This window comes from Erwinia sp. V71, from assembly GCF_965644245.1.
Taxonomy (GTDB): domain Bacteria; phylum Pseudomonadota; class Gammaproteobacteria; order Enterobacterales; family Enterobacteriaceae; genus Erwinia.
Map to the genome: position 1 here is coordinate 66,529 of NZ_CBFFRK010000006.1, position 17,873 is coordinate 84,401.

At 58.5% G+C, this 17,873-nt stretch carries 16 protein-coding genes; 8 read left to right on the plus strand and 8 right to left on the minus strand.

The annotated features are described in order from the left end of the window. Positions 1 to 112 precede the first annotated feature (112 nt). The 7 genes from ACSZO1_RS02575 (at position 113) to ACSZO1_RS02605 (ending at position 7,794) form a co-directional block, all read left to right on the plus strand. Complete coding sequence (locus tag ACSZO1_RS02575) at positions 113 to 1,708, plus strand: ABC transporter substrate-binding protein (protein WP_437609222.1); 1,596 nt, start codon at positions 113 to 115, stop codon at positions 1,706 to 1,708. Next, on the plus strand, positions 1,708 to 2,718 hold the full coding sequence (locus ACSZO1_RS02580) for an ABC transporter permease (protein WP_437609223.1): 1,011 nt from the start codon (positions 1,708 to 1,710) through the stop codon (positions 2,716 to 2,718). Before ACSZO1_RS02575 ends, ACSZO1_RS02580 begins: the two co-directional genes overlap by 1 nt. After that, positions 2,715 to 3,614 carry an ABC transporter permease gene (locus tag ACSZO1_RS02585; RefSeq protein ID WP_437609225.1) on the plus strand — a complete coding sequence of 300 codons (900 nt, stop codon included), beginning with the start codon at positions 2,715 to 2,717 and terminating at the stop codon, positions 3,612 to 3,614. Before ACSZO1_RS02580 ends, ACSZO1_RS02585 begins: the two co-directional genes overlap by 4 nt. Next, positions 3,615 to 4,442 carry an ABC transporter ATP-binding protein gene (locus ACSZO1_RS02590; protein WP_437609227.1) on the plus strand — a complete coding sequence of 276 codons (828 nt, stop codon included), beginning with the start codon at positions 3,615 to 3,617 and terminating at the stop codon, positions 4,440 to 4,442. It abuts the gene before it with no gap. 69 nt (positions 4,443 to 4,511) lie between these two features. Next, a complete protein-coding gene (locus ACSZO1_RS02595) occupies positions 4,512 to 5,252 on the plus strand; it encodes an ABC transporter ATP-binding protein (RefSeq protein ID WP_437609229.1) in 741 nt (246 codons plus the stop codon). After that, positions 5,249 to 6,757, plus strand: coding sequence for a serine hydrolase domain-containing protein (locus ACSZO1_RS02600; protein WP_437609231.1), 1,509 nt, complete (start codon positions 5,249 to 5,251; stop codon positions 6,755 to 6,757). The genes ACSZO1_RS02595 and ACSZO1_RS02600 overlap by 4 nt, the downstream gene beginning before the upstream one ends. Before the next feature lie 128 nt (positions 6,758 to 6,885). Then, positions 6,886 to 7,794, plus strand: coding sequence for an alpha/beta hydrolase (locus ACSZO1_RS02605; RefSeq protein WP_437609233.1), 909 nt, complete (start codon positions 6,886 to 6,888; stop codon positions 7,792 to 7,794). Positions 7,795 to 7,891: 97 nt separating this feature from the next. Here ACSZO1_RS02605 and ACSZO1_RS02610 read toward each other — a convergent pair whose 3' ends face one another. The 8 genes from ACSZO1_RS02610 to dgcN form a co-directional block, all read right to left on the minus strand. Beyond that, positions 7,892 to 8,713 (minus strand): M55 family metallopeptidase, encoded by an 822-nt coding sequence (locus ACSZO1_RS02610; RefSeq protein WP_437609235.1) that lies wholly within the window; start codon positions 8,711 to 8,713, stop codon positions 7,892 to 7,894. A 3-nt stretch (positions 8,714 to 8,716) separates the two neighbouring features. Beyond that, positions 8,717 to 9,766, minus strand: coding sequence for a P1 family peptidase (locus ACSZO1_RS02615; RefSeq protein ID WP_437609237.1), 1,050 nt, complete (start codon positions 9,764 to 9,766; stop codon positions 8,717 to 8,719). Between the two features lie 8 nt (positions 9,767 to 9,774). Then, on the minus strand, positions 9,775 to 10,671 hold the full coding sequence (locus ACSZO1_RS02620) for an ABC transporter permease subunit (RefSeq protein WP_437609239.1): 897 nt from the start codon (positions 10,669 to 10,671) through the stop codon (positions 9,775 to 9,777). Positions 10,672 to 10,680: 9 nt separating this feature from the next. Then, on the minus strand, positions 10,681 to 11,601 hold the full coding sequence (locus ACSZO1_RS02625; RefSeq protein WP_437609241.1) for an ABC transporter permease: 921 nt from the start codon (positions 11,599 to 11,601) through the stop codon (positions 10,681 to 10,683). Positions 11,602 to 11,687: 86 nt separating this feature from the next. Then, complete coding sequence (locus ACSZO1_RS02630) at positions 11,688 to 13,229, minus strand: glutathione ABC transporter substrate-binding protein (protein WP_437609243.1); 1,542 nt, start codon at positions 13,227 to 13,229, stop codon at positions 11,688 to 11,690. Between the two features lie 33 nt (positions 13,230 to 13,262). Continuing rightward, the gene (locus ACSZO1_RS02635; RefSeq protein ID WP_437609245.1) at positions 13,263 to 15,122 is read right to left on the minus strand and encodes an ABC transporter ATP-binding protein; all 1,860 of its coding nucleotides are present in this window, start codon (positions 15,120 to 15,122) and stop codon (positions 13,263 to 13,265) included. Between the two features lie 18 nt (positions 15,123 to 15,140). Further along, positions 15,141 to 16,106 (minus strand): N-acetyl-D-Glu racemase DgcA, encoded by a 966-nt coding sequence (dgcA, locus tag ACSZO1_RS02640; protein ID WP_437609248.1) that lies wholly within the window; start codon positions 16,104 to 16,106, stop codon positions 15,141 to 15,143. 1 nt (position 16,107) lies between these two features. Then, positions 16,108 to 17,115, minus strand: coding sequence for an N-acetyltransferase DgcN (gene dgcN / locus ACSZO1_RS02645; protein WP_437609249.1), 1,008 nt, complete (start codon positions 17,113 to 17,115; stop codon positions 16,108 to 16,110). 387 nt (positions 17,116 to 17,502) lie between these two features. Between dgcN and ACSZO1_RS02650 the strand changes: the two genes are divergently transcribed. Continuing rightward, the gene (locus tag ACSZO1_RS02650) at positions 17,503 to 17,838 is read left to right on the plus strand and encodes a hypothetical protein (RefSeq protein WP_437609251.1); all 336 of its coding nucleotides are present in this window, start codon (positions 17,503 to 17,505) and stop codon (positions 17,836 to 17,838) included. Positions 17,839 to 17,873 lie beyond the last annotated feature (35 nt).

The window sequence follows — 17,873 nt, forward strand, 5'->3', positions numbered from 1 at the left end:
CAACAGCTTTCTCCGGATGCATTATTAATGCGCCTCTCTTACCAGGGATGTCAAGGTTAAAACAGCAACATAACTTAAAATTATTACTAAATATCAAATAGTTGGAGAAATCATGGTTACCAGAAGACGTTTTCTTGCAGGATGCTCCGCCGTGCCTTTCCTGTCGTATCTGTCCATCAACACCGCCTTCGCCGCCACCCCAGCCAGCATGCTGGTCATGGCAATGCAAATCGACAACATGACCAGCCTCGACCCGGCAGAAAGTTTCGAAGCGATTGGCTCTGAAGTGGTGGGTAACCTTTATCAGCGTCTGGTGATGCCTAACCCGGATAAACCGAGTGAAATTAAAGGTGAACTGGCACAAAGCTGGGAAGTGAGCGAAGACGGCAAAACCTTTACCTTCCATCTTGATCCAACCGTGAAATTCTCTGATGGCTCACCACTGACCGCCGAAGACGCCGCGTTCTCCCTGCAGCGTGTGGTCAAACTGGATAAAAGCCCGGCCTTTATTATCAACCAGTTCGGCTTTACCAAAGAGAATGCCGAGCAGATGATTGTAGCGAAAGATGCCAAAACGCTGGTGCTTAACCTGGCCGAGCCGGCGGCGGAAACCTTCCTGCTCTACTGCCTGTCTGCCCCTGTCGGCAGCATCGTACAGAAAAAAGCGGCGCTGGCGAATCAGCAGAATGGCGATCAGGGCAATGCCTGGATCAAACAGAACAGCGCCGGTTCCGGTCCGTTCACCCTGCGTTCATGGAAAGCCAGCGAAAGCATTATCCTGGAGAAAAACGCGCAGCATCCGTCCAAAACCGCGACCAAACGCGTGATCATCAAGCATATCGTCGACCCGGCAGCTCAGCTGCTGATGCTGCAGAAAGGCGATGTGGATATTGCGCGTGACCTCACTACCGAGCAGCTGAAACCGCTGCAGGGCGACAGCAACTTCAACGTGATTAAAGCCGATGTCTCCAGCATTATGCTGATGTCGTGCAACACCACCCATGAACACCTGAAGAAGCCGCAGGTGTGGCAGGCGCTGAAATGGGCGATTGACTACAACAGCATCCAGCAAAACATTCTGCCGCTGACTCACCGCGTGCATCAGAGCTTCCTGCCGTCAGGTTTCCCGGCAGCACTGGACGACCAGCCGTTTAAAGTGGATGTGGCAAAAGCCAAAGCGCTGCTGGCGGAAGCCGGTTACCCGAACGGCTTTGAGATCACCCTTGATCACTACTCGGCGCAGCCTTACCCGGACATCGCTCAGGCACTGCAAACCCAGCTGGCTGCGGTCGGCATTAAAGTGTCACTGATCTCGTCAGAAAACCGTCAGGTGCTGACCAAAATGCGCGCCCGTTCACACCAGCTGGCGCTGACCGTCTGGGGCGCGGACTATTTCGATCCGAACTCCAATACCGAAGCGTTCTGCGTGAACACCGATAACAGTACTGAGGCACGTAACCGCACCCTCGCCTGGCGCTGCGGCTGGTCCGACGATGCCTTCAACAAGATGACGGTTGAAGCGCTGCACGAGAAAGATCCGGCGAAACGTCTGGCGCTGTATGAAAAAATCCAGCGCGAGCATCGTGAAAAGAGCCCGTTCATTGAGATGATGCAGGACACCAAAAACCTCGCCTGTGGCAAAAACATCACTGGCGTACACTTAACGGTACTGCGTGATAACCCGTATGAGCAGGTGAAAAAAGCCTGATGTCGTCACTGAAATCTTTTCTCAGTTCGCTGGGTAGCCTGCTGCTGACGCTGTTTGGTTTGTCGATCCTCACCTTCTTTATTGGTCGGGTGATGCCAACCGATCCGGTGCTGGCAGCAGTAGGCGATAACGCGCCACAGTCGGTTGTGGAACGTGTCAGGCAGGAGATGGGGCTGGATCAGCCCCTGTACGTGCAGTTCGGCCACTACATTAACCAGCTGCTGCACGGTGATTTAGGCCGTTCAGTGCTGACCAGTAATGAAGTGACCACCGATATCGCCCGCTTCTTCCCGGCGACCCTCGAACTGGCTACGGCGGCGATAATTATCGCCGCCATTATTGGTATTCCGCTCGGTGTCTGGGCGGCGGTACGTCAGGGAAAAACTACCGACCAGGTTATCCGCGTGGTCTGTCTGGCCGGGCATTCCCTGCCGGTGTTTGTGCTGGCGTTGCTTAGCCTGCTGGTGTTCTACGCCGTGCTCGGTATCGCACCGGGGCCGGGACGTCAGGACATTATCTTCCAGGATATGGTGCCGCAGGTGACCGGTCTGCTGACCGTGGACTCGCTGCTGGCGGGCGATATCGACGCCTTCCATGATGCGCTGGCGCATATGGCGCAGCCGGTTCTGATCCTCGCTTATTTCAGCATGGCTTACATCACCCGTATGACGCGCACCTTTATGCTCAACGCACTGAGTGGCGAATTCGTCATTACCGCGCGCGCCAAAGGGTTGTCGTCACGGCGGGTGATCTGGCGTCACGCGTTTCCCACGGTTGCCGTGCAGCTGGTGACGGTGCTGGCGCTGACCTACGCCGGACTGCTCGAAGGCGCGGTGGTCACCGAAAACGTCTTCGCCTGGCCCGGACTGGGGCAGTACCTCACCACTTCACTAATGAATGCTGATATGAATCCGGTGGTTGGCGCCACGCTGCTGGTCGGCACGGTTTATGTGCTGCTCAACCAGCTTGCCGACCTCCTCTACCGACTCTGGGATCCACGCGTAAAATGAAACAACTGACACGAGCATGGCTGCTCGATGAAACGCCCGCCACCCGTCGCCAGGCGGTGTGGGGGCGACGTTACCGCCTGTGGCTGGGACTGCGCAGCAACCCGCTGGCAATGTCCGGACTGCTGGTGATCCTTGCGGTGCTGCTGCTGGCGCTGTTTGCACCGCTGCTGACGCCGTACACACCCGGTTTCCAGGATCTGTCCAACCGCCTCGCCGCGCCTTCCGCGCAGCACTGGCTGGGGACCGATGAACTGGGGCGCGATATCTGGACGCGCATCATTTACGGTGGCCGCACCACGCTCGGCATGGTGATTGCGGTGGTGGTACTCACCGCACCGCTGGGTCTGCTGATTGGCTGCATCGCCGGGTATACCGGTGGCCTGCTGGATAAGGCGCTGATGCGTCTGACGGATATCTTCCTCGCCTTTCCACGCCTGATTCTCGCACTGGCGTTTGTCGCCGCGCTGAAACCGGGGGTCGAAAGTGCCATCCTGGCGATTGCGCTCACGGCCTGGCCACCTTATGCCCGCCTGGCGCGCGCCGAAACATTGCAGTTCCGCAACAGCGACTTTATCGCTGCCAGCCGCCTGACCGGCGCCGCGCCACTGCGCATTATCTTGCGTCATGTGATGCCACTGTGTGTGCCGAGCCTGATTGTGCGCGTTACGCTGGATATGAGCTCAATTATTATCACTGCCGCCAGCCTTGGCTTCCTCGGCATGGGCGCACAGCCGCCGTCACCGGAATGGGGCACCATGATCGCCACCGCCCGTCGCTTCCTGTTCAGCGAATGGTGGGTGCCACTGATGCCATGTATCGCAATCTTCCTCACCTCGCTGGCGTTCAACTTCCTCGGCGACGGCATGCGGGACGTCCTCGATCCTAAGGAGCGCTAAATGCTGGTCGAAATTGAAAACCTGCGTATTACTTTCAGTAACCGCACGGAGCGTTTCGAGGCGGTACGTGGCGTATCCCTCAGCGTTGGCAAAGAGAAGTTCGCCATTGTGGGCGAAAGCGGTTCCGGTAAATCACTGACCGCACGCAGCCTGATGCAGCTGCTGCCCGGCAGTGCCAGCATCGAAGCGGATAAACTGAGTTTTGACGGTATCGATCTGCGTGGCGCGTCGGAGAAAACCCTGCGTCAGATCCGCGGCAAGCGCGTCGGTTTTATTCTGCAGGACCCGAAGTATTCACTGAATCCGGTGATGACCATTGGCCAGCAGATCGCCGAAGCCTGGCGCGAGCATAAAGGCGGCAGCAAAAAGGCTGCGCTGGCGGCGGCGATTGATCTGCTGCAACAGGTGAAGATCCGCGATCCTGAGCAGGTGGCGCAGAAATATCCGCATGAGGTATCTGGCGGGATGGGCCAGCGCGTGATGATCGCCATGATGCTGGCGCCTGACCCGGAGCTGCTGATCGCCGATGAACCCACCAGCGCGCTGGATGCGACGGTGCAGGCGGAGATCCTGAAGCTGATCGATGAACTGGTGTCGCAGCGCGGTATGGGACTGATTCTGATCAGCCATGACCTGCCGCTGGTCTCCCATTTCTGCGATCGGGTAGCGGTGATGTACGCCGGACGTATTGTCGAGCTGCTGGAAGCCGGTCAGCTGCATCAGGCGCAGCATCCTTATACTCAGGGATTGCTGGCCTGCCTGCCGTCGCTGCGCCAGCCGCGCGCGCGACTGCCCGTGATGCAGCGCGAAGCTTCATGGCGCGATTAACCCCAGGCGGCAGCGATGCCGCCTCTGCACACCGGGAGCAGCGTTGCCTTTCCCGGTCAGGTAATAACGATGATTAATATCGACAATTTACATATCGCCTTTGGCAGCCATAAAGTGGTGAAAGGCGTCAGTTTTCAGGTCGGCAATGGCGAAAGCTTTGGCATTGTCGGCGAAAGCGGCTCCGGTAAGTCCACCATTCTGCGCGTGCTGGCCGGATTAAATAATGACTGGCAGGGCACAGTGGAATTTGGCGGGATGCAGCTGGCGGCACATCGTGGTCGCAGCTTCTTCCGTCAGGTGCAGATGGTGTTTCAGGACCCGTATGGCTCGCTGCATCCACGGCAAACCATTGACCGCATTCTGCATGAGCCGTTGCTGGTACACCGGCTGGACAACGCCGAGCAGCGGATTACCAAAGCACTGCAGGAAGTGGGCCTGCCTGCCGCGGTACGTTTCCGTTTTCCTCACCAGTTGTCCGGTGGACAGCGCCAGCGCGTGGCCATTGCCCGCGCGCTGATTGCGGAACCGGAAGTGTTGCTGCTGGATGAACCGACCTCGGCGCTGGATGTTTCAGTGCAGGCGGAAATCCTCAACCTGCTCAGCGATTTACGTACCGAGCGGCAGCTCACTTACATTATGGTGACCCATAACCTGGCGGTGGTTACCCATCTCTGCCAGCGTATTGGCGTGATGCAACAGGGTGAAATGGTGGAACAGTTAACCGCGGATGACTTGCGCGCCCGCCGGATTCAGCACCCGCACACGGCGGAACTGTTCGATCTCAGTATCACACTTGAGGAACCCGCATGAAGCTTAACTGGCAACAGGCCAGCAAAGTCGCCGCGCAGGTCGTGGCCGACTGGAATCAGCCCGGCCAGCCGGGCGGCGCGATTACGCTGTTTGACGCCGACAGCATCCATGTCAGCCACGCCAGCGGACTGGCGGATTTAGCCCAGCAAACACCGTTTACCCCTGACAGCGTGGTGCGTTTCGCGTCGGTCACCAAACATCTGTTCGCGACCATGGTCAGCGGCCCGGCCAGCGATCTGCTGTCGCTGCAGGATAAGCTGGAGCAGCATCTGCCGCAGCTGAGCGGTGAGAACGGCCAGGTGACGGTCGGTCAGGCGCTGGATATGAGTGCCGGACTGCCCGATGTGCGTGAGACGCTGTCACTGCTCGGGTTATCGGTCTATAACGCCACCAGCGCTGACGCCCTGCTGGATTTCTGCGCGCAATATGGCGACCTCAGCTATCCCTGCGGCAGTGAAGTGTCCTACTCCAATACCGGCTACCGGCTGGTGGAGGAGGCACTGAAAGCCAAAGGCGTGCTGTTTAACGATCTGCTGCAACAACATATCTGTCAGCCGCTGGATATCCTCCTGATCGCACCAGAAACCTGGTTTGATATCGTGCCGGGTCTGGTGCCGGGTTACTGGCGTCAGGGTGAGCATTGGTTGCTGGCCAGCGCCGGTCTGCATCTCTCCGCGTCTGGCAGCGTCACCGGCAGTGTCGCCCATCTCAGCCGCTGGCTGCAGGCGTTGCTGGCGGATCGCGGCCCCGGCGCGGGTGTGCTGGCGCGGCTCAGTGCGCCACGCTATCTCGCTGATGGCCGCGAGACTGGCTACGGGCTGGGGATCGCCCATTCACGCGTGGGTGCGCATCATCTGCTGGGTCATGGCGGCTCGCATGCCGGTTACAAGAGTTACTTCCTGCTGCATCCGCAGCTGAAAGTGGGTCTGGCGCTGGTGGCGAACCGTGAAGACGTCACCACCTATGAGAACGCGCTGAAGATCATGGCGGCGCTGCTGGATAAGTCGCTGCCGGAAAAAGGCCACGATTTAACACCGGGTCTGTATGTGGCTGACAACGGCGCTGACTGGCTGGAAATTAAAGGCGCCACCGCCACCTGGCTGGGCGCGGGAGAGACGCTGTACCGCAGTTTACAGGCCGGCGAAGCGGTGTCGCTGTCCAGCACCTTCCCGCTGCGTTTACGTCAGGATGGCGCGGCGATTGTGGGTGAAATTGGGTACGCCGCACGCCGTTTTGTGCCACTGACTGAAGACGACAGCCTGCAGCACATGCAGGGACGCTGGCAGCTGGCGGCATCACGCAGCGTACTGGATATTGACGGCGACAGACTGCAGATGGGCATTGGCCCGGCCTCGATTTATGCCACGCTGGTGTCGCTGGGGAAAGGGCGCGTACTTGCAACCGCATTTGATGGACCATGGGAGAAACGCTTTGTGTTGCAGCAGGAGGGCAATAGCCTGCGTTTACTGCTCAATCGCAGCCGTATCGTGAAATATACCCGCTAATCACCCGGGGAGCGCTGGCTCCCCGTCACCAGACTATGTTTATCCCCGCGACAGATCCGAGCTGTTTATCATTTTTCCTCCTTATTTTTCTGCTGAAATCGGTTCAGTATTGATTCAGGAGAACCGCTATGAACCGCCACCATTTTCTGACGGGCTTTGCAGCCTCACTGGTCACAACAACAACCGGGCTGTCGTTTGCGGCTTTGCCTGCCAGTCAGCCTCTGGTGATCCCACTCTGGACAGGGACGCCTCCCGGCGGAGGCGGTCCGCACGGCAACACCATGATTTCTTCGTCAGGGGCGCAGAGCAATATCGCGATCCCAACCCTGACCATACTGACACCTGCAGTACCGAACGGGCATAGTGTGCTGATCGCTGGCGGTGGAGGATACAAAAGAATTCAAATCGGGAAAGAGTCCTGGCCCGCCGCCCGCTGGCTGGCTGCGCGGGGTTACACCGCCGCTATCCTGAGCTACCGCCTGCCGGGTGAAGGCTGGCGCGACCACAACCTGGTGTCATTACAGGATGCACAACGCGCGCTGCGGATTTTACGTCAGCGCGAAAAACGGGTCAGCGTACTGGGATTTTCTGCCGGTGGGCATCTGATGGGCATGGCCGCGACCCGGCCCGGCTTTCGCTCGTATCCGGTCACTGACCCTCTCGATGAATTGCCCGCGACAGCCGATAGCGCTGCATTGATTTACCCGGTGATCACACTGGAAAAACCCTATACCCATACTTCGGCACATAAACTTCTGGTGGGTGCAGGCGCCTCTGCCGCCGCGAACGCCGCATGGTCAGTGCAGAATTACGTCACGCCACACTCGCCTCCCTTTTTTCTTGTGCAGGCAGAGAACGATCCGCTGTCTGATCCACACAACACGCTGATGATGTCTGCTTCCTGCGAACAGAATGGTGTTCCGGTTGCGATGCATCGTTACGCCACGGGCGGACATGGTTTTGGCATGGGCAAAGCAGGCACGCCGACGGCGGTATGGCCTGAGCAGTATGAGAAATGGTTACACCAGTACGCCTGATGCGACGTTCAGGATTGAGCTGCGGACGAAAAGTACAGCCACGTGAACAGGATGGAACATGGTCAGCCAGGGCGACTGACCATGCTCGTTGCAGACATTAATTCTGGGTGGACGCCAGATAAGAAAACGCACTCAGCAGGCTGATAATGGTCGCCATTTTCTCTGCCTGATAACCCACAGTGACCGCATCAATACGTTCAACACCGGGCACCAGACAGAACAGGTCCGCCAGCACCGGTTTACTGACCATCAGCTCCAGCTGATAAGGCCCGCTCAGGCGACTGGTCACTTTACTGCGTGCCTGACGCACTGCATCCGCTGCCGTGGCGCGAAGCGCATCGCGCGCCGCCTGCGGGCTCATGGACTCAGCGCAGGTCTGGGAGATCGCCCGCTTCACACAGACATAATCCACCGATGGATAATACTCACCGATCCATGATTTCAGGCAGTCATCACCACTGACCAGCCACAACGGTGTACCCTGTTCAGCACCTGCCGCAGCGTAAATATCCGTTTCGCCCATCACCAGGCCATTGATTTTCATCCGGTAAAACGCGCGCCCGTTAATGGTATGCGCCAGTACGCCACGCTCGCCGGCGGCGCTGTGATAGCCGACAAACATCATGCCATCGTAATGCTGCTGTTCCAGCCCTTCCACCATCGACAGACCGCGTGGCTTACCCTGCACCAGTCGCGCACGCGGATCGATATTTTCCGCCCGCAGATTGGTCATTTGCGCATGGCTGTCAGCCACCACCACTTCGCTGGCGCCACCGGCAAACGCGCCATCGATAGCGGCATTCACTTCCTGCTCCATCAGCCCACGCGCCAGCTGATACTCAGCGGTTCCCGGACTACACTGCTCAGGGCGCATCACCCCGGCAATACCTTCAATATCGGCGGAAATAAAGATTTTCATCGGCTATCCCTTGTCAGCCAGTTGATCGAGAATATCGCGCAGCGCCGGGCGGTAATGGCCGCGGAAACCGCTGACCGCGTCGGCACTCAGTAACGCATCCAGCACCGCATGTTCGGTAGCATCGGCCGCCGCCGCCAGCAACGGTTCCAGCGCCGCATCCGCAGGCGGTTCTGGCTGTGGCTGCGTGGAAAACGCCACCGCGATATCGCCGGAACCGTGTCCCCAGTAGCTGCCCAGACGCCCCAGCCCTGCTCCGGCGCGTTTCGCCACGCGCTTTAACTGTCGAGCATCAAGCGGCGCATCGGTGGCCATAATAATGATGATCGAACCGGCGTCGCGCTGCGGCGTCAGTTCCGGCAGCAGCGGCGCAATGGCCTCGCCGAAGCGCACACCGTCCAGCGTCAGCGCGTTCAGCGCGCCGAAGTTCGCCAGCACCAGCACGCCCAGCGTGGCATTGAGGGTTGGGATCACGCGTGAAGCACTGCCAATACCGCCTTTCAGACTGAAGCAGCTCATACCGCGACCAGCGCCCACGCTGCCGCGGGCAAAATCGCTATCCGCATCGGCTAACGCCTGCTGCGCCATCGCTTCGGTCACTGCCAGCGCCTGAATATCGTTCAGCCAGCCGTCATTGCATTCCAGCGCCAGCGGATTGACCGTCGGCAGGCTGCGCCCCAGCTCCGCATTGCGGCTGATGGCGTCGCGCACCAGTGTGGTAAACAGTGTGCCGACTGCCAGCGTGTTGCTCAGCAGAATCGGTGTCTGCAATACGCCCAGCTCTTCGATTTGTACCAGTCCCACCGGTTTGGCAAAACCGTTCAGCACCGCCGCGCCACAAGGCAGCGGCTGAGTGAACAGGTTATCGCCCGGCGGCACAATGGCGGTGACGCCTGTCTGTTTCTCGCCGTCAGCCAGCGTGCTGTGGCCGACGCGCACGCCGGGCACATCTGCCAGCGTATTGCGTGCCCCGGTGGCGCTGCGCGGCTGACCCAGGCTGCGCGTTTCACGCCAGCGTTGCAGCAGCAAATCGCGCTGCATCTGTAGAAAATACATCTCTGTTCTCAGCTTTTCAGTTTCGGGTCGAGGGTGTCGCGCAGTGCATCCCCCAGCAGGTTAAACGCCAGCACGGTGACAAAAATTGCCACACCCGGGAAGACACTGACGTGCCACAGCCCCGCCATCATCATATTGCGGCTCATCGCCAGAATATTGCCCCACTCCGGTACATCCGGCTCCGGGCCGAGGCCGATAAAGCTCAGTCCCGCCGCGGTCAGAATACTGGTGCCGATACGCATGGTGAAGTAGACAATGACGTTCGACAGCGTACCAGGCAGGATATGGCGCAACAGGATCACCCGATCCGGTGCGCCGGCGCAGCGCACCGCTTCAACATACGCCGCCTGTTTCAGTGCCAGCGTCGAGGCGCGCACAATACGGGCGAACACCGGCACACTGAATACCGCCACAGCGATAATCACATTATTCAGCCCCGGGCCAAGGATCGCCACCACGGCAATCGCCAGCAGCATGCCCGGGAAGGCGAACAGCACGTCCGAGCCACGCATAATCAGCATATCCACCCAGCGACCATAGTAGCCCGCCAGCAGACCGAGCAGGATGCCTGCCAGCATCCCCAGCGTTACCGATAATACGCCGACATACAGCGAGATACGCGTGCCGTAAATAATACGGCTCAGGATATCGCGCCCCAGATCGTCAGTACCCATCCAGTGGGCCAGCGACGGCGGCGATGACAGCGCCATCCAGTCCGGCTCCATCGGGTTCCACGGCGCCAGCCACGGGGCGAAGATCGCCACCAGCAGCAACAGGGCGATAAAACCGCCGGAGATCAGCGCCAGCGGGTTACGCACAAAGGCATGGAGAAAATCACGCCACGGTGAGCGGATGGTGTCTTGCTCTGTCACTACCGGAATGACCGGTTCGGTTGGCATCGTCATCATCAGCTCCTAACGTAAACGGATCGCCGGGTTCACGACTGCATACAGCAGATCGACCAGCAGGTTAATTACAATAAATTCAAACACGAACAGCATTACCAGCGCCTGAATCACCGGCTGATCCTGCGATTTGATCGACTCAATCAGCAGCCAGCCCAGGCCCGGCCAGTTAAACACGCTTTCCACCACAATTGAGCCACCGAGCAGAAAACCGAACTGCAGACCGAGCATGGTGATCACCGGGATCAACGCATTGCGCATCACGTGTTTCCAGGTCACCAGCCGGCTGCGCAGACCTTTGGCTCTGGCGGTGCGCACATAATCTTCCTGCGCCACTTCGAGAAATGCCGAACGGGTAAAGCGCGCCATCACTGCCGCCACGGAAGCGCCCAGTGTCAGCGCGGGCAGGATAATATCGCTGGCTTTATTGAAACCGCTGACCGAGAACAGGCCAAACGGCATGGCGACAAACTGGATCAGCAGCAGGCCCAGCCAGAAGGACGGCATCGAAATACCGCCCACCGCCAGACTCATCAGCGACCAGTCGAGAAACTTGCCACGGCGCAGTGCGGCAATCACGCCGATCACCAGCCCCAGCACCACCGACCAGGCGAAACCGGCCAGCGCCAGCAGCAACGTTGGCGTAAACCCTTGCGCAATCACCTGCGTCACCGGCTGCTGGGTGCGGTAAGTCACGCCCAGATCGCCTTTAAACAGACCAGACAGCCAGTTGATATACTGCTGCGGCAGCGGATCGTTCAGCCCCAGATGCTGACGTGCCGCTTCCACGGCTTCAATGGAGGCGTCCGGCCCGGCATAAATACGCGCCGGATCGCCTGGTAATAATTTGATAAAACCGAACACCAACAGCGAGACCACCAGCAGTACCGGGATCATTTCCAGCAGACGTCGGACGATATAAGCAAACATGGTGAATTCTCGTCGTTTAAGGAAGAACATGCCCCTGGTGAGGGCGCAAAGCAACCGGGGCGGCGTGATCGCCGCCCTCTTTATCGTTATTTAAATTCAGCCTGAGTAAACAGCAGGTTACCGTCTGCCAGCATGGAAACACCGGTCAGATTTTTGGTTTTTCCGACCAGGTTATCCGGCGTACCCAGGAACGCGATTGGCGCATCTTTCCACAGCACTTTCTGTGCTTCAGCGTAAGCGACAGCACGTTTTGCCGGGTCGGCGGTTTGCAGGCCACCAGCAATCGCTTTATCCGCTTCCGCATTGCTGTAGTAAGAGACGTTATACGAGGTTGGAACCCAGGATTCGGTGGCAAACAGTGGACGCAGCGCCCAGTCAGCATCACCGGTAGAGGTAGACCAGCCACCGTAGTAGAGATCGTACTCAGCCTGTTTCGGATCTTTCACGCCCCACAGTTTGGCGTTACGCGTACCGGAATCCATTGGCGTCACCGTCACACGAATACCGACCGCGCCCAGCTGCTGTTTCAGGAACTGCGCAGCGCGTACCGCTGGTGTGGTGTTGGTGCTCCACAGTTTCAGATCCAGCCCCTCGCCATAACCGGCTTCTTTCAGCAACGCTTTGGCTTTTTCCGGGTTGTAGCTGTAATCCACCGCGGTCTGTTTTTCATAGAATTGCACGCCCGCAGGCATCGCGGAAGTCGCTGGTGCGCCCATACCGGCAAAGCCGACTTTCAGCCACAGATCGCGGTTAACGGCATAGTTGATCGCCTGACGCACACGTACATCTGCCAGCGGCTTATGCTGGGTGTTCAGCGCCATATAGTAGAGATAGATGCTCGGGTCACGCTGGATCGCCAGCTTGCTGTCACTCTGCACGGTGGCGATCAGATCGGCTGGCAGAGGATAAATCGCATCCACCTGACCTGCTTTCAGCGCCGCCACGCGGGTAGCATCTTCCGGGCTTGGTGAAATGGTCACGCTGTCCACTTTTGGCCAGCCCTGACGCCAGTAAGTTGGGTTCTTGATCAGCTTAACGAACTTACCTGGCTGCCATTCGGCAAACTTAAACGGACCGGTGCCGACCGGATGCAGACGCAGCTGCGCCTCTTCCGGGTACTGTTTCAGGATCGACGGGCTCCACATCACCGCAGACGGGTGTGCCAGGGTGTTGATAAAGGCACCAAACGACTGGTTCAGCTCTACTTTCACCTGTGTTGGCGACACCACGGTCACCGTTTTGATCATCTTGTACAGGCTGTTGCGTTTCAGGCCTTTGGTCTGATCCGCCAGACGGTCAAGGTTGGTTTTCACCGCTTCAGCATCAAACGGCGTACCATCCTGGAAAGTGACACCACTACGCAGATTCAGCACAAACTCCGTCGCATCAGCGTTGCTGGTGTAATCGGTTGCCAGCCAGGGCGTCAGCTTCATCTTGCTGTCGAACTGGAACAGACGCTCAAACACCCCACTCTGCACTGAGTAGCTGGCGTTATCCGAAGTATCGTGCGGGTCCATCCCGGTAATATCCACATACGCGGAAATACGTAAATCCTGTGCCTGGGCAAACGCCGCCAGACACAATGACAGCCCGAGGGCAACAGCAGAACGACGAACTAATGGCTTCATGGTGTCTCTCCAGAGTGAGTAGTCTTGTCTTGCTTATAAAATGGCGTCTTCGGCGACCCAGTGCTGATCGGCCACCTGGCGGTAACGGGTTTTCGCCACCTCGGTGCCCACCTTGCGCAATGGCGAAGGGATCTCGCTGTCATCGAAATTGCGTACTGCACGATTCAGTGGATCGGCAATCGGCACCGATGACAGCAGGCGTCGGGTGTAAGGATGTTGTGGGTTATTGAATACCGCCTGGCGCGGGCCAATCTCGACGATCTGCCCGAGGTACATCACCGCCACACGGTTGGCGATACGTTCCACCACCGCCATATCGTGGGAAATAAAGATCCAGGCCACGCCGGTGCTTTTCTGCAGATCCATCATCAGGTTCACCACCTGAGCCTGGATCGAGACATCCAGCGCAGAAACCGCTTCGTCGGCGATAATTACCTTCGGCTGCAACGCCATCGCGCGCGCAATCGCAATACGCTGACGCTGACCGCCGGAAAACTCGTGCGGATAACGGCGGGCATGCTCCGGCAGCAGTCCGACGCTTTTCAGCAGCGCCTGTACCTGTGGGGTCGCTTCTTCCAGCGATTTCACCAGCCCGTGCAGCAGCAGCGGTTCGGCGATGGTAAAGCCGACGGTGAGACGTGGATTGAGTGAGGCATACGGGTCCTGAAACACCATCTGAATTTCGCGCCGCAGCGGCAGAAACGCCTGCTCTTTCAGATGAGAAATCTCTTCGCCCTGGAAATGGATGCTTTCCGCCTGGCTTTCGATTAAGCGCAGCAGCGCACGTCCGGTGGTCGATTTGCCACAACCGCTCTCGCCAACAATTGCCAGCGTTTCGCCCGGCCACAGGCTGAAATCAATCTGCTCGACGGCATGCACACGGTGGGTCAGCGCGGAAAAGACGCCACTGCGCACCGGGTAATAGACGCGCAGTCCGCGCACATCGAGCAACGGTTTCTCTTCATAACGTGCCGTGATCTGTTCCGGCTGCGGATTGTCATCCTGCTGACCAATCAGCGGGAAGCGCTGCGGCCACTGGCGTTCGCGCATATCACCCAGACGCGGTACGGCCGCCAGCAGTGAGCGGGTGTACGGGTGCTGCGGGGCGGTAAAGATCTGCTCCACACTGCCCTGCTCCACCACTTCGCCGCGATACATCACCACCACGCGATCCGCCACTTCGGCGACCACGCCCATATCGTGGGTGATAAACATCACCGCCATATTGGTCTGCTGCTGCAGGTCACGCAGGATCTGCAGAATACGCGCCTGCACCGTCACATCGAGTGCAGTGGTGGGTTCATCGGCAATTAGCAACTGAGGATCGCAGGCCAGCGCCTGCGCGATCATCACCCGCTGGCGCATACCGCCAGACAGCGAATGCGGATAGCTTTTCATCACCCGATCGACATCGGCGATACGCACCTTGCGCAGCAACTCACGCGCTTTCAGCTGCGCCGCCTGCGCGTCACACAGCTGATGATCGCGCAGCGCTTCGGTGAGCTGGTCGCCCACTTTCAGCACCGGGTTGAGCGAGGTCATCGGCTCCTGAAAAATCATCGCCATGCCGCGTCCGCGCAGCTGACGACGCTGCTCATCATTCAGCGCAAACAGGTCGCGGCCAGCGAACTCGACATTGCCGCGTTCAATTTTAGCGGAGGCGGCCAGCAACCCCATCACCGCCAGCGAGGTGACCGATTTACCGGAACCACTCTCGCCCACCACGGCGACAATCTCGCCCTGATTAACACTAAACGAGACGCCTTTCAGCGCCAGATTCTTGCCACTGCGCCCGTGAAAGCTAACGCTCAGATCGTTAACCGCCAGCACAGGCGACAGGCTGGAAGCGGAGGGCGCGGCGGGTTCTGCTGAAGTTAAAAGGGTATCCGTCATCGTCACTCCGGGTCAGGGTTAAAGCCAGATGCGGCCATTGCTGTAGGAAAGGAACGGCGAGCTGTCAGCCGCCAGCCAGATCGGTCCATCGAGGTCGACATGTTCTGCGGTCAGTGTCACCGGCAGCGCCGCTTCCATCGCCAGCGAAGAGCCGAGCATACAACCGACCATTACGCGCATGCCGTGCTGCTGCGCTTCGGCGACCATCGCCAGCGCTTCAGTCAGACCACCGCATTTATCCAGCTTGATGTTGATCATCTCGTAGCGATTACGCAGACCGGCGATATCACCGCGCTGATGGCAGCTTTCATCGGCACAAACCGGGATCACATGCGGAAAACGCTGCAGATCGCCATCGCTGCCCGCCGGTAACGGCTGCTCAATCATCGCAATGTTGTACTGCGTCAGCGCATCGAACAGGCTGGCGAGATCAACTCCCGCCCAGGCTTCATTGGCGTCGATAATCAGCGTGGCATCCGGTGCGGCCTGACGGATCGCCGCCACTTTTTCCACAATCGCATCGCGGTTCAGTTTGATCTTCAGCAGGATGGCGCCACGTGATACGGCATCTGCCGCTGCACTGGCCATATTTTCCACGCTGTCGAGGCTGAGGGTTTCTGCGGTGATCACCGACTGCGGCGGCTGAGTATTCAGCAGCTGCCACAGGGTTTTCTTCTGCAGCGCCGCATTGAGCCGCCACAGTGCGCAGTCGAGCGCATTACGCGCCGAACCGGCAGGCAATGCGCTCTGCAGCGCTTCGCGGCTCAGACCGGCTTCGATCTCCGCCTGCAATGCGGCGAGCTGGCCGCTGACTGTGTCAGCGGTTTCGTTGTAGTGTGGCGTCGGCGTACATTCGCCACGGCCAATAAAACCATTCTCTTCCAGCGTCACGCGCACCACGGTTACCGCGGTACGCGTGCCACGTGAGATGGCGAACGGCCGCGCTAACGGCAGTTCCACCACTTCAATTTGCATCCTGCGCATATCAGCCCCGCTCTTTCAGCAGCGCGGCGATATCCGCCATACCGAAGCGCACCGGGTCGGTGGCTGGCACGCCAAACTGCTCGCTGACCTGCTGGCAATAGGCGAGTGCTTCCGCTTCGCTGACGGCAGAGGTGTTGATGGCGAAGCCCGCCAGCTGCACATCGGCATTGGTCAGACGCGCCGCGCGCAGGTTGGCTTCCACGCAATCTTCCAGGCTGACCATTGGCTGATGCGGCAGGTGGCGCATATGCGGACGGCCCATTTCATGGCACATCACCAGCCAGTGCGCCTGCGCACCGTGGATCAGACCGATGGTGACACCCGCATAAGATGGGTGGAACAGCGAACCCTGGCCTTCGACGATATCCCAGTGGTCATCATCGTTAGCAGGAGACAGCGCTTCCGCCGCGCCCGCGATAAAGTCGGCGATCACGGCATCGATAGCGATACCTTCGCCCGCCACCAGGATGCCGGTCTGGCCAGTAGCACGGAAATCGGCTTTCATGCCGATCTCACGCATCGCCGCTTCCAGCGCCAGCGAGGTGTACATTTTGCCGACGGAGCAGTCAGTGCCGACGGTCAGAACACGTTTACCGCTGCGTTTTTTACCACTGCCCACGGACAGTTTTGGACGCATATGGCGAATATCAAACAGCTCGACGTTATGCGCTTTCGCCAGTGCCACCAGCTCCGGCTCATCGGCCAGGCGGTGATGCAGGCCGCTGGCTACGTTCATGCCCGCTTTAATCGCGTCGCGCACGGTGTCCAGCCAGTGTTCCGGCAGGTAGCCGCCCGCATTCGCGGTGCCCAGTACCAGGGTTTTCGCGCCACGCGCCTGCGCAGTGGCAATGTCCAGTTCCTCAAGACCGAGGGATACGGTGCAGCCCGGCAGGCGGATTTCGCCCACGCACTGCTCAGGGCGCCATACCTGAATGCCGCGTGCGGTTTTCGCGGCCAGATGATCGGTTACGTCGCCAAGGAATAATAAGTAAGGTTGTGGGATCAGCATGATGTTTCTCGTCTCGGATTTGCCTGAGACGACTATTTCATTTCCATGACATGCTGACGAATGCTTGTTTGATAGAGGGGTATAACCTGCGGCTATAGCTTTAGGTTATGGGGGGAAGTGGATATCAGAGCAGGGAATCCACCCGATGAACAGGCAGAAAGCAGCGATGAAGCTGTGCAGATGTAAAGTTGTGAAATGATCGCTCCAGCGGCATCGCAACAGGCTGTTTTCCAGGCAGTTAAGCATATAATGCCCAACAGTAGTCCCCAAAAAGCGAAACCCCGAGAGGGACCGTAGTCTGTCTCGGGGCTCTGGTAAGATTGTTGGTGGCGCTTGGTTAAACCAGAGGGGCCGCTCCAACTGCTCTGAAAAGGATTTTAAAGAGCCATGGCAGAAAGTCAAGTTCCCTGGTCGTACGATGGAAGCGGCCCAAATCTCATTGCCAGCCTGTCTGATACACGCTTTGAACCGTATCTGGTCAGTGCCGGGCATAATCTGGACTACGCATTTGGGCTGTATCTTTACAATGCGCGTATGGCAAAAGCATTTCTTTATCCACTACATATACTTGAAGTAACACTGCGCAATCGCATAAGCCATGTGTTTTGTCAGCATTTTGATATGGCGTGGTGCCACTGCGCAGCTTTCAGAGCAATATTGACGAAAGAGAGCCAGGCTACGTTAGGGAAGGTGCGATTTAATCATTCAAAGTTCTGTTCATGACTACAATGATTGCCGTTCATCTATCGTTTTCAGTG